We start from the raw sequence: 12224 nt of genomic DNA, 5'->3' as shown, positions 1-12224 counted from the left end.
ACAAACTACAAAATCAAAATCAGGAAATAAATGGCAAATACAACAATTCACTATTTATTTGTACATATTAAAGAGATGGTTAGCTAAACACACATAATTTTTGCGTTATTGATTTTCATTTATTAATTAGAACAAGTTGTTAGCGTAATAATTACTTTTATCCCAAGCATTTTTATAGGCTTAAAGAGAGCATTTAATAAGTGGATTTGTATTTTAAATTACTCTGATAGAAGCGGTTTTTAACAGCTCACCTACAGATATTCTTTATTGTGTATTATTTTTTAATAGCCTGATTATATACCCATGATACCTAAAGGTGCTTTCTCAAGACTCAGATCGGAGCCCCGAATAAGGCACGGCATGAAGATGGCTCCCTTATCAAATACTGTCGCGCCGTACTTGTTTTCGAGCGGAGTCACCACTGGATGGGACAAATTGTGTATTGAAGTAAGATATGTATAGATACTAAAAAGCCAGTTATTAGTAAATAACTGGCTTTTTAGATAGAAACTAACTGACCACTAAACTTTTAATATAAGCTGATTTTGATCTAAGCGATTCACACGTGCGCGTATTTTAGCTTCAAGCTGATCAATCACGTTATTATTATCGAAACGCTCCCGCTGGCGTACACCGTCTTCATAGTAACCGCTTTTACTGTTACCACCTGTTATACCAATATCTGAAAGCAATGCCTCACCGGGGCCATTTACGACACAACCAATAATGGAAACATCGATTGGCGTAATAATATCTTGAAGACGCTCTTCTAGTGCGTTGACGGTGGCAATAACATCAAACTCTTGTCGAGAGCAGGTTGGGCAAGCAATAAAGTTAATGCCGCGGCTACGGATTCGTAACGACTTTAGAATATCGAAGCCAACTTTGATCTCTTCCACAGGATCAGCCGCTAAAGAAACACGCAGCGTATCCCCGATCCCTTGCGCCAGTAAAAGCCCTAAACCCACGGCTGATTTTACCGAACCACTACGCAGCCCCCCCGCCTCAGTGATGCCTAAATGCAGTGGTTGTATTATCTGTTTAGCAAGTAACTGATATGACTCAACGGCCAAGAGTGCATCTGATGCTTTAACACTTACTTTAAATTGTTCGAAATTAAGGCGATCTAAAATATCAACATGACGTAACGCAGAATCCACAAGTGCTTGTGCGGTAGGCTCGCCATATTTTTCTTGAATATCTTTTTCCAGCGAACCGCCATTGACACCAATACGGATAGGAATATTTTTATCCCGCGCACAGTCAACAACGCTGCGAATACGTTGTTCATTACCTATATTACCAGGATTAATACGTAAACAATCAACACCATATTCAGCCACTTTTAAAGCTATTCGATAATCAAAATGAATGTCGGCAATCAACGGGATATTGGTCTGTGCTTTAATCTCTTTAAATGCTTCAGCCGCATTCATGGTGGGTACTGAAACACGGACCATATCAGCTCCGACCGATTCTAGCTGTTTGATTTGCGCAACTGTTGCGGCAACATCCGTTGTTAATGTATTGGTCATTGATTGTACTGTGATTGGTGCATCCCCGCCGACAGGAACATTACCGACCATGATTTGTTTGGAGATACGACGGATAATTGAAGAAGAATGACTCATAATATTTTTACTCTTTGTAATTCAATCTATATTTAGTAGAAAAAATAATATCAACTCGGACAATGAAAGCATAATAGTATTTAATATCATTCAGCTTTTATACCTTGCTATTAGCTTTGTGTGGCCTCGAAAAAATAACCGAGTCAAGATTTTCCTATTGGTAGACATTTAATGCAGAAACACACAAAAATAACGACATTGTAGCAATTTGATATGCCGTGCAGAGCTTCACTACTGCGGGATGCTAAATCGTGTAATTTGATCAGGCCCAAAATCACGTTCAACTATTTTGTTTTGATAGAGTATTTCAACCGCGCTCGGCTTGCCTAATTTTAAATGAAAAGGCGGCACACCATTAACCGTCAGTTGAGCCCCTTTTTTGTAGAGATCAAATGCGAGACGCTTACCTGTTGCATCAACAATTTCGGTCCAACAATCCGCACTAAAAGTCATTTGTAAAGCTTCTGTGATAGCAACATCCAGCTCAACTGCGGCGTTTTCATTCGCCTCATTTTCAACTGCAACAAATTGTTCTGCGGCCTCAGACGTTACTTGTTCACTTGATTCTTGTGTAACCAACATCTCTGTATCAGCAGATTCATCAAGCACAGCTTCATCTTCTTCAATCAACACAGTGCTAGGTGTAATGTCATCAGCTTCCAAGTCAAACAGATCTGTTTCAGAGATTACCACTGGCGAGTCCGAAGTATTATCTTCCACAGCGATTTTTGTTTCTTCTATTGGCGCATTTTCATTCCCTGTTTCCAGCAAAACACTTTGTTGCTCCAACATAAAAAAAACACTGACAGCTGCTATAACAAGTAATAAAAACAACCAAGTCTTGGAGCGTTTTTTGACCGGAGGAATGATCATCGGGGAACGTAAATGAGTTGGTTTTTTTTGCTTCTGTGTTAATTTCTGGTACTCAATAAATTGTTGAAGTTTACCTAGCTTCACTAATTTTGCATAATTTACCAGGTAACCACGCAAATAAATGGTCGGATATTTTTGATTTTCTATCACTTCATCAAGATTATCTTCAATATCCCGTATCGTTCCTACACCTAAATTTAACTGTTCGGCAACCGCCTCAACAGATAGAGAGGCAATTAATCTTGCATCTTGTAGCGTTTTCCCCAGTGGGGCGACGATAGTTGGCTCTTCGTTATTAATAGTATTCATGATTTAAATAATCTAAGGCTTGTTGAGATTCGGGAAATTGTTCTAATAATGTCCCAGCGTATTTATTCAGACTTGCATTTTTTTCAGTGGCATAACTCAAGCGGATCCATTGCCATAAGCTTTCCGCTGATGCTTTATTATTTTTTTGATAATTAAAAAGATTTAAACGTGCTGTTTTATAATCTTTTTTACTGATATTGAGCTTAGCTAACGAGAGGTTTAAATAATATTTGTTAGGGTTATGAGATAAAGCGTACTGGTAATAAAACAATGCTTTCTCTGCCAACCCAGCTTTTTCAGCACAAACACCTGCATTTTCATAAGTATTAGCAACAGCAGTATAAGTTGCTTGCTTTACTGCAGTTAAGAAAGCCCGGTCCGCTTCTTCATAGCGTCCAAGCCCACATAAAAAGGTACCATAATTATTGTAAGTGTCAGGATTTTTATTATCGATTGATAAAGATTTTTCATACAATTCCTCTGCTTTATTATTCTCGTTTACTCTCTGATAATAATAAGCAAAAATGCGATAGATATTGGCATCTTTAGGTTGGTATTCTAAGGCTTTTTCTAGATTCTGCTTGGCCTGTTCCATGTTGTTTTTTTGCAGATAAAGAAGTGCGAGCTTAACTCGGGTATCCGCAGCACCTTGAGGATCGAAGGCCATTTTATTGCCTGCACCTCCATTTTTTGTAGTGACCGTTGTTTCCGTTGAAACGCAAGCAGAAAGCAATAAAATAAGTGACAGAATAACAATAGGTTGGCGCATAAATCCCTCAATTAACAGAGCCTGTTCACGCAAATTCCGCATGAAACAGGTATTACACATTGTGAACGATATCGCCCCCAGTTGCATCCGTTTTTTAGTGGTTATTGAACCTCGATCATTCGCTTTAGTGTTAAACCACTTGCACAACTAGATTCTGCTAATATGTAGCGAGTCAGATCTGATCTTTTTCTTAAACGGCAGCGATTTCGATATTTTCGCCTTTTTCTCGCTTTTTCATGGTGCGTTTAGTTCTATCAATCACATCGCCGACTAACTGACCGCAGGCCGCATCAATATCATCACCTCTAGTTTTACGTACAATAACAGTATAACCATACTCCATTAACACTTTATTAAAACGATCTACACGACTGTTACTTGGTTTAGCGTAATCATTTCCAGGAAAGGGATTAAAAGGGATAAGGTTAATTTTACACGGTGTATCTTTAAGAAGATGCGCAAGTTCATGGGCTTGATCCGTTGAATCATTGTAGTGATCCAGCAATAAATACTCAACAGTTACCTTACCTCTATTGGCATTAGATTTTTCGATATAACGTTTCACACCGGCGAGGAAATCAGCAATATTATATTTATCATTAATCGGCATCATTTCAGAGCGTAATTTATCATTGGCAGCATGCAATGAAATAGCTAAGGCAACATCGATGCGATCGCCTAAAATATCTAGAGCCGGCACAACACCCGATGTAGAGATAGTCACGCGGCGTTTAGAAAGTGCATAACCAAAATCGTCCAACATTAATTCCATAGCAGGAATTACATTATTCAGATTTAATAATGGCTCTCCCATCCCCATCAACACGACATTGGTGATCGGGCGCTGACCGCTTTCCCCTTTGACACCAATAATTTTAGCTGCTCGCCAAACTTGCCCAATAATTTCAGAAACCGTTAGATTACGATTAAATCCTTGCTGCGCTGTCGAACAGAAATTACACGCAAGAGCACAACCAACCTGTGATGAAATGCATAAAGTTGCACGTTCTTTTTCTGGGATATAAACTGTTTCAATTTCTTGATCGCCAACCGTCATCGCCCACTTAATAGTGCCATCACTGCTGCGCTGCTCAACTTTAATTTCAGGCGCGATAATCTCTGCACGCTGTTTTAATTTCTCGCGCAGGGTTTTATTAATGTTACTCATTAATTCAAAATCATCACAACCGAAATGGTAGATCCATTTCATTACCTGCTCGGCACGAAACGGTTTTTCACCCAATTCTACAAAAAATGCGCGCAAACCTTCTCGGTTTAAATCTAATAGGTTTACTTTTTTATTACTCATGAAAGCCTCATTACAACAAAGGGGGGCAAAAAATAGGGGGAGATTGTACAAAGGTTAAACGTATATAGCTAGTCAAAGAAAAGGGTTGCCCATAAAGAACCCCCCTTGTGCTTATTTAAACAACGCTTACTGCGGGTATTTGTACTGTTTCAGTCCAACTATAATAAATTTCAGGCGGCAATTTATCACCACGTTGATTGATCGTTTTATGGATTTTACCGCGTTTTAGTAACACCGCCATCATTGGCATCAGCCCCTCACTGCTTAGATGGAAATGTTTAAGCAGTTTTTTTTCCTCTATACGGCCAGCTTGTTTAACGTAATCGCTGATAGCTTGTAAAATCATAATGACACCTTCTGCGCTAACACATTACCTTTACGCTTTAATAGGTATAGCACAACTAACACCGTCAATGCCGAAAAAGCTAAATAGAGCATGCTGCTGGCTGGGTGTGCTGAGAATGTACCAATTTGATAATAGGAAACCGACACGATATAAGCCACAGCGGTTGTCCATAAGGCAATAAAACGCGCCCAGTTAGCACCAACCTCATTAACAATCGCCCCCATGGCCGCCGCACAAGGGGCATATAATAAAATAAATAACAGGTAAGCAAATGCAGCTTCTTGACTCACAAATGCTTTTTTAATATTAGTGTAAATCGTTAAATCAACACCTTGCTGATCAGCGGCAACGGTTAAATCAGAAAGGTCCCCTACGTTAATACCCAACGGGTCACTAATATTTATGCCTAATAAGTTTTCTGGAATAGTTTGTAACGCAGTATTGATTTTATCAAGCAGCGTCAACGTAACTTCATCGTCCGCCAGTTGCGTAGAATAGAGGTTATTTAAAGTACCGACTACAGCCTCTTTAGCAAACAACCCAGTAACCAGCCCAACTGTCGCAGGCCAATTGTCTTGTGTCACACCTAATGGCGATAAAACAGGTGTAATAATTTGCGCCCCTTTACTGAGTAATGATTGATCACTGTTTTGATGCCCAAAACTACCATCAACACCAATCGAGTTAATAATATTAAGGAAAGTAACAACCAATATAATCGTTTGCCCAGCACCAACGACAAACCCTTTAAGCTTTTGCCAGGTTTTTAATAAGGTATTACGCAGTGTCGGAAACTCATAATCAGGCAATTCTAAAAATAGACTTTCACTTTTTCCAGGTAATATTGTACGGCTTAATACGTATCCCGTCGCAACCGCGACAAAGATCCCAATTAAATACAATAAAAACACAATATTCTGGCCATTTTCAGGAAAAAAGGCACTCGCGAATAATGCATATACAGGTAAACGTGCACCACATGACATAAAAGGAGACATGACCACCGTTAATAGACGCTCACGTTCTTTTTCTAAAGTCCTTGCTGCCATTACGGCTGGCACAGTACAGCCAAAACCAATGATCATTGGCACAAAAGATTTTCCTGGCAAGCCTATCCATTGCATTGATTTATCAATAACAAACGCAGCGCGCGCTAAATAACCGGTACTTTCTAATATGGCTAAAAATAGATAGAGACAAGCGATAACAGGAATAAAAGTCATCACGGTTTGGATACCGTTACCAACACCGTAGGCTAATATATTAATTAACCAATCAGGGGCAGATAGCGCAGCTAATAATTGTGCGCTAGTGTCGACAAAAATGGCCCCACCCGCAATATCAAAAAAATCAATAAAGGCACTGCCGATGTTAATTGAAAACATAAACATCAAATACATCACGAAGAGAAAGAAAGGGATGCCAGTAAAGCGGTTCATTACTAAGGCATCGATTTTTTCAGAAATTGAACGCCCTAATACACCTTCCACTCGCACTGCATCTTGCAGCAGTTGATAGATGAAACTGTAACGAGTATCGGCAATTTGCAAGTCAATATCGAAACTTTTTTCTACGGCTTTACTTTTTTCTTGCAAAAAAGAGGCTTGTTGAGATTGAGAAAGACGCATAAAAATGCTTTGATCATTCTCCAATAATTTAATTGCCAACGCTCTATTTTGTAAATGATGACTCTCAGAATCCAATAAACTTATACCTATTTCAATAACAGGCGTTAAAACATCACCGTAATTTAAAATAAGCGGTTCATTAATTGTTTGTTGTGTTAATCGAGTTAACTGTGAGGTTAGTTTTTCTACAGATTTTTTATCATGTGTTGATAAGCTAATAACAGGACAGCCTAATCCTTTAGCGAGTGCTTTTTCATTGATGACTAAACGTTTTTTTTCAGCCACATCCATTTTATTAATCACAGCGACAACGGGCAATCCAAGCTCTTTAAGCTGTAATGTCAGGTATAAACTACGCTCTAAACAACTTGCATCAATGACATTAATAATAATATCGGGGCTATTTTGCATAATATAATCAAAAGCGACACGCTCATCAAGCGAGCTCCCATCCGCATCATAGTCAAGACTGTAAATCCCAGGAAGATCAATAACCTGTACTTCGCTTTTATCGCTTAAGGTAAAATAGCCAGTTTTTTTCTCAACTGTCACACCACTCCAGTTGCCAACATGCTGATTTGCCCCCGTTAGCACATTAAATAAAGTAGTTTTCCCTGAATTAGGATTACCGATGGTAGCGATGGACAAACTCATGCAATTAACTCCACTTTAATTTTGCTCACTAATGATTTGCGCAACGCAATGCTACTGTTGGCACAACGGATCGCAACGGGATCCCCCATCGGAGCTCGACGCAGCATTTCAATTTGAGCTTTGGGTAAAAAACCTAAATTGAGCAATTTTTTACGCATAATAGGCTCCATATCATGCATGTTAACAATACACGCTCTTTGTCCAACTTTAAGTTCAGATAGCAGCATCGCTTGCTCCTTTTGTAAAATTACAACCTAACCCAATTGCAAATCATTCGCATTTGCATTTGATAATAAATCAAAAAATAGGGGTATACAATGTTTTAAATCAATCTTATTAGCGATATATAATGACGCTCTGGTAAACTAAGAAAAAATAACTACTGGAAAATAGTATGGACTTCAACGATCTTAATCTTGTGTATTCCACTGATCGTGGAAAAATCGATAAACCTAGTGCGAAAATAAAGGCGCCCGAAGTTGATGGCATTGTGCGCATTCATCGCGAAACGAAAGGACGAAAAGGTAAAGGTGTGACTTTAATCAAAGGCTTAGCAATTGATGCCGAAGCGCTTAAAACACTGGCTAAAGAGATAAAAAAACGCACCGGAACGGGGGGATGTGTCAAAGATTTTGTGATTGAGATTCAAGGTGATCAGCGTGAAATTGTGAAGAGTCTATTAGAAATTAAAGGCTATAAAGTCAAATTAGCCGGCGGTTAGTTAAAGGCGACCAGAGCTGCCGCCTTTAATTCTTTATTTTTGATTGAGAGCCTGACTTTCAAAGTGCAGCCCTTTCCAACCATTAATCATAAATTGTCGGATGTTTTGATGATCCTGCGCATTTGGGAAGTCTAATACATCCTCTCGGTAGTAGCGGCCAAAACAAGCAAGGGTTTTCGACTCGTTCAAATTTTGCAACTGTGCAAAAGAGAACAGTTTGCATGAGCCAGAATTTTCTCCCGCCGCATTTATCTGCAGACCATTCACAAAAGAGGTGTCAGTAAAAGAATAATGCAGTTCAATCACCGCCATCGTATCAGTAAACTCTATATTTTCTGGTTGTGTCGATAATTTATCTAAAAATTCAGTTATTAGCATAATAACTCCCTGCTTAATCTTGCATCATATTATCAGCTTGAACTGGCTCACCTTTAATACGCTTCTCTTCACTCGCCCACTCACCTAAGTCTATAAGCTGGCAACGTTTACAACAAAACGGACGGTGGCTATTTTCTTTGCTCCACTGCACTTCTTTTTGGCAGGTTGGACAATTAACTTTCATGTAAACTCCTAGCAGCAAATTTGTTCAAATACAATATTCTCTGAAAGTTGATTATCAACTTCAGCATCTACAAAACGAATTGAATAACGATTTTTATGACCACTAATCATCGGGTAAACCGCTTGTTTTTGTTCCAGTTTAATAATTAAAAAACTGCAATTTTCAACTTCACCTTGATAAACCCCATTGCTCGCCTTCAGCTCAGAGCTCACGCCTTGTGATCTTTTAATTTTCAGGAAGAGTGCTAAAGCAAGATCCAGACTGACGAAATAACTAAACCAGCGCTGGCTGTCTTGCTGACGCTTTTCCAAGTCACTTGCCAACCAGAAATGAAACTGCGGTAGATCAAAATTGCAGCAGCCACTCGGGATCGAGAATCGCTGTTTCAGGGAAGTTAAAAAGCGATTCGTTTTAAAGTAACGCAATTGTTTGGGCATATTCAAGACAGCATCAATCAACTCGTTAATTTCAATTATTAATTTAGAAACAGCCTGATAATCGACTTCAGGAAGCGCTAACCAGCTATTCATCTGCTCAGATAACTGCCGCAAATCTTTGACCAAATCATGGCGGATATCACAGCGCTCACTTAATTCGAGTAATTCAAATAATGCCTTAAAAAAAGCAATTGAATCGTTTTCAGTGGTCAGATCTTTACTTTTTTTAATCTGTAAAAAAAGCGATTCAAAACGTAAATAACTACGGATTTTCTCATTTAATGGGTATTCAAAAGCGATCATTTTTTATATTAAATTTATCTGAGAGTAAAACACTAAGCGTACAGCAAAAGTAACTAAACTGGAAAAGAAATGCTGCTTATTTTAGTTTCTTTTGCAGGCTTCTAAACTGCTTATCTAAATCAACAACCCTGTTTTTCAGGGTCTGCAGCGAAACACCATTATTGTTTATCACAAAGTCAGCTTTGTCTAAACGTTGCTCTCGCTGTATTTGACTGTCCATTATCGCTTTTATACTTTTAACCGATACACCATCACGCACACTTGCGCGTTGGAGTTGTAGTTTAGGATCAAGATCGACCACGAGATCGTAATCGCTAAAATCATCGAGATTATTTTCAAATAGTAAGGGAGCTTCTAATAAAACATAGGGTCCTTCTGCGGCAGCCAATAACCTCTTAATTTCAGTGCGGATAAGCGGATGTAAAAGATTATTTAGCCACGCTTTGTGATGATCATCTTGAAAAATCAAGTCCCGTAATAAACCACGATTCAAAGTACCGTCGGTTAATATGCCGAGACCAAAATGTGCTTCTATTTTTTTTAATGCAGGCTGCCCTTTTGCAACCACTAAGCGAGCAATAAGATCTGCATCTATAATGCGAATATTTAACTCCGAGAAAAAAGAGGATACCGTTGATTTACCACAACCAATGCCGCCCGTTAAACCAATTATCAATGTCATAACCACCTCTCGCTTATTAATGATTGTATATTTTATAAGAGTTCACGTCAGAGATCATTGCTATTAGCAAAGCATTACAGGTAATATTTGTTTTTTTATTGCTTAATGGGAATTAACTATGGTTGCGCAAGAGATAGCACAAAGTGTGAAAATTGCCTTACATGAAGATTTAAACGGATTACCTGCAGTTGAAGGCGATATTACTGCAAATTTAATTCCTGAAGATAAACAGGCAAAAGCACTTGTCATTACACGTGAAGATGCTGTTTTTTGTGGCCAGGCGTGGACTCAAGAAGTTTTTAGGCAACTCGGTGATGCCGTCAAAATCAATTGGTTTGTAAAAGACGGTGATTTTGTTAAAGCTAATAGTACGCTTTTTACCCTTGAAGGCCCCGCTCGCACATTACTCACCGGTGAGAGAACGGCCCTTAATTTCATACAAACACTCTCTGGTATTGCGACCAAAGTTAAACTATATATCGATCTCATTGCAAAAACTGATTGTAAACTACTCGATACTCGTAAAACGTTACCGGGCTTACGCAACGCATCAAAATATGCCGTGTTATGTGGCGGTGGTTATAACCATCGTTTGGGATTATTTGATGCTTATTTAATTAAAGAAAACCATATTCTTGCCTGCGGTGGTATCGCGCAGGCGATAGCGATAGCTAATGAACAGCATCCTGAACGCTGGGTTGAAGTTGAAGTTGAGACAATTGAGGAGCTAAAGCAGGCGCTCAATGCAGGAGCACAACGTGTGATGCTCGATAATTTCACCGTGCCAATGATGATTGAAGCGGTTGCCATTAACAATACAAATGGACACAACGCTGATTTGGAAGTCTCTGGTAATGTTAATCGTAAAACGATTCTCAGCTATGCGGAAACAGGCGTTGATTTTATTTCCGTCGGCGCACTTACCAAACATATACAGGCGGTTGATCTTTCAATGCGCTTTGTTGAATAATTGGTATTAAATTAAAAACACCCTAGACTCATTCTTAATCAAATTATTTTCTAGGGTGATTATTTATGCCAGCTATTTTAACACTTTTTTTTATATTGCTGTTCTCTCCTCTGACTCAATCCGCCACCCCCCCCATTCAACTTGCCACTCTTTACCATCAAGATATTGATATCAAAGCTTATTGGGTAAGTGAGAAACTTGATGGTGTACGCGCTTATTGGGACGGTAAAAACTTAATTTCACGGCAAGGCAATATTTTTAATGCTCCCCGCTGGTTTATCAAAGATTTCCCCGCTATTCCACTGGATGGGGAGCTATGGATAAAACGTAATCAATTCGCACAGGTATCAGGTATTGTACGCCAGCATAAAGACGATAATAAAGCATGGCAAAAAATCTTGTTTATGATTTTTGATCTTCCAAGCTCAAAGGTTAATTTTAGTGAACGAATTACATCGATGAGAAAAATTGTAAAAAACAATCCTTCGCCCTACCTGAAAATGATCCAACAGCAACAACTGAACAGTAATAGTGAATTACAGTTACTACTCGATAAGGTCATTAACAAAGGCGGTGAAGGACTTATGTTACATTTAGGGACTGCCTATTATCAAACTAAACGCAGTAACAATTTAATGAAATTAAAAAAATATCAAGATGCGGAGGCTATCGTATTAAAGCACCTTCCCGGTAAAGGAAGAAACAGTGGTCGTCTCGGTGCCTTATTGGTAAAAACGGAAGCGGGAATTATCTTTAAAATTGGCAGTGGTTTTTCTGATTCGGAACGTGAAAATCCACCACCAATAGGCTCAAGGATCACTTATCAATATATCGGTAAAACCGTCAATAATGTACCACGTTTTGCCAGTTTTATGCGTATTAGAGAGTCGATGTGACGAACTCTAAGTCAGAATAAACCATCACGCAGCCCGAGACAGTCATGCTTTATCAAAAAAGATAAGAAGTTCTCCTATATAGTTAACCTCAGTTCTGGATAATGGAAGCGAAATTAGATTAAATATCAAAAAGT

At 38.8% G+C, this 12224-nt stretch carries 14 protein-coding genes; 3 read left to right on the top strand and 11 right to left on the bottom strand.

The features are described from left to right. Positions 1-521: 521 nt before the first annotated feature. The 7 genes from ispG to KSO91_RS06500 form a co-directional block, all read right to left on the bottom strand. Complete coding sequence (ispG, locus tag KSO91_RS06530) at positions 522-1631, bottom strand: flavodoxin-dependent (E)-4-hydroxy-3-methylbut-2-enyl-diphosphate synthase (RefSeq protein ID WP_238742157.1); 1110 nt, start codon at positions 1629-1631, stop codon at positions 522-524. Positions 1632-1862: 231 nt separating this feature from the next. Next, positions 1863-2813, bottom strand: coding sequence for a RodZ domain-containing protein (locus tag KSO91_RS06525; protein ID WP_238742156.1), 951 nt, complete (start codon positions 2811-2813; stop codon positions 1863-1865). Then, positions 2800-3582 (bottom strand): type IV pilus biogenesis/stability protein PilW, encoded by a 783-nt coding sequence (pilW, locus tag KSO91_RS06520; RefSeq protein ID WP_238742155.1) that lies wholly within the window; start codon positions 3580-3582, stop codon positions 2800-2802. The genes KSO91_RS06525 and pilW overlap by 14 nt, the downstream gene beginning before the upstream one ends. 190 nt (positions 3583-3772) lie before the next feature. Then, entirely contained in the window at positions 3773-4891 is a 1119-nt protein-coding gene (gene rlmN / locus KSO91_RS06515) for a dual-specificity RNA methyltransferase RlmN (RefSeq protein WP_238742154.1), read from the bottom strand. A gap of 115 nt (positions 4892-5006) precedes the next feature. After that, the gene (locus KSO91_RS06510; protein ID WP_238742153.1) at positions 5007-5237 is read right to left on the bottom strand and encodes a FeoC-like transcriptional regulator; all 231 of its coding nucleotides are present in this window, start codon (positions 5235-5237) and stop codon (positions 5007-5009) included. Continuing rightward, on the bottom strand, positions 5234-7519 hold the full coding sequence (gene feoB / locus KSO91_RS06505; protein WP_238742152.1) for a Fe(2+) transporter permease subunit FeoB: 2286 nt from the start codon (positions 7517-7519) through the stop codon (positions 5234-5236). Before feoB ends, KSO91_RS06510 begins: the two co-directional genes overlap by 4 nt. Then, positions 7516-7746, bottom strand: a complete 231-nt coding sequence (locus KSO91_RS06500) for a FeoA family protein (protein ID WP_238742151.1) — start codon at positions 7744-7746, stop codon at positions 7516-7518. Before KSO91_RS06500 ends, feoB begins: the two co-directional genes overlap by 4 nt. A 167-nt stretch (positions 7747-7913) precedes the next feature. Between KSO91_RS06500 and yciH the strand changes: the two genes are divergently transcribed. Continuing rightward, entirely contained in the window at positions 7914-8240 is a 327-nt protein-coding gene (yciH, locus tag KSO91_RS06495) for a stress response translation initiation inhibitor YciH (RefSeq protein ID WP_238742150.1), read from the top strand. A gap of 33 nt (positions 8241-8273) precedes the next feature. On the opposite strand, the gene KSO91_RS06490 is transcribed toward yciH, so the two are convergent. The 4 genes from KSO91_RS06490 to coaE all read right to left on the bottom strand — a co-directional run bounded on the left by KSO91_RS06490 (position 8274) and on the right by coaE (position 10224). After that, positions 8274-8618: a HopJ type III effector protein gene (locus KSO91_RS06490; RefSeq protein ID WP_238742149.1), complete on the bottom strand. Its 345-nt coding sequence runs from the start codon at positions 8616-8618 to the stop codon at positions 8274-8276. A gap of 13 nt (positions 8619-8631) precedes the next feature. After that, positions 8632-8802 carry a DNA gyrase inhibitor YacG gene (yacG, locus tag KSO91_RS06485; protein WP_238742148.1) on the bottom strand — a complete coding sequence of 57 codons (171 nt, stop codon included), beginning with the start codon at positions 8800-8802 and terminating at the stop codon, positions 8632-8634. Between the two features lie 8 nt (positions 8803-8810). Next, positions 8811-9542 (bottom strand): cell division protein ZapD, encoded by a 732-nt coding sequence (gene zapD / locus KSO91_RS06480; protein ID WP_238742147.1) that lies wholly within the window; start codon positions 9540-9542, stop codon positions 8811-8813. A gap of 76 nt (positions 9543-9618) precedes the next feature. Further along, positions 9619-10224, bottom strand: coding sequence for a dephospho-CoA kinase (coaE, locus tag KSO91_RS06475; protein ID WP_238742146.1), 606 nt, complete (start codon positions 10222-10224; stop codon positions 9619-9621). A 118-nt stretch (positions 10225-10342) separates the two neighbouring features. On the opposite strand from coaE, the gene nadC reads away from it, so the two are divergent. Both nadC and KSO91_RS06465 read left to right on the top strand, forming a co-directional pair. Beyond that, entirely contained in the window at positions 10343-11194 is an 852-nt protein-coding gene (gene nadC / locus KSO91_RS06470; RefSeq protein WP_238742145.1) for a carboxylating nicotinate-nucleotide diphosphorylase, read from the top strand. 65 nt (positions 11195-11259) lie between these two features. Continuing rightward, positions 11260-12090, top strand: a complete 831-nt coding sequence (locus KSO91_RS06465) for a DNA ligase (RefSeq protein ID WP_238742144.1) — start codon at positions 11260-11262, stop codon at positions 12088-12090. The last annotated feature ends 134 nt before the right edge of the window (positions 12091-12224 follow it).

Source organism: Psychromonas antarctica, assembly GCF_022267535.1.
Lineage (GTDB): Bacteria > Pseudomonadota > Gammaproteobacteria > Enterobacterales > Psychromonadaceae > Psychromonas > Psychromonas antarctica.
This window is presented reverse-complemented; position numbering and strand designations above follow the sequence as displayed.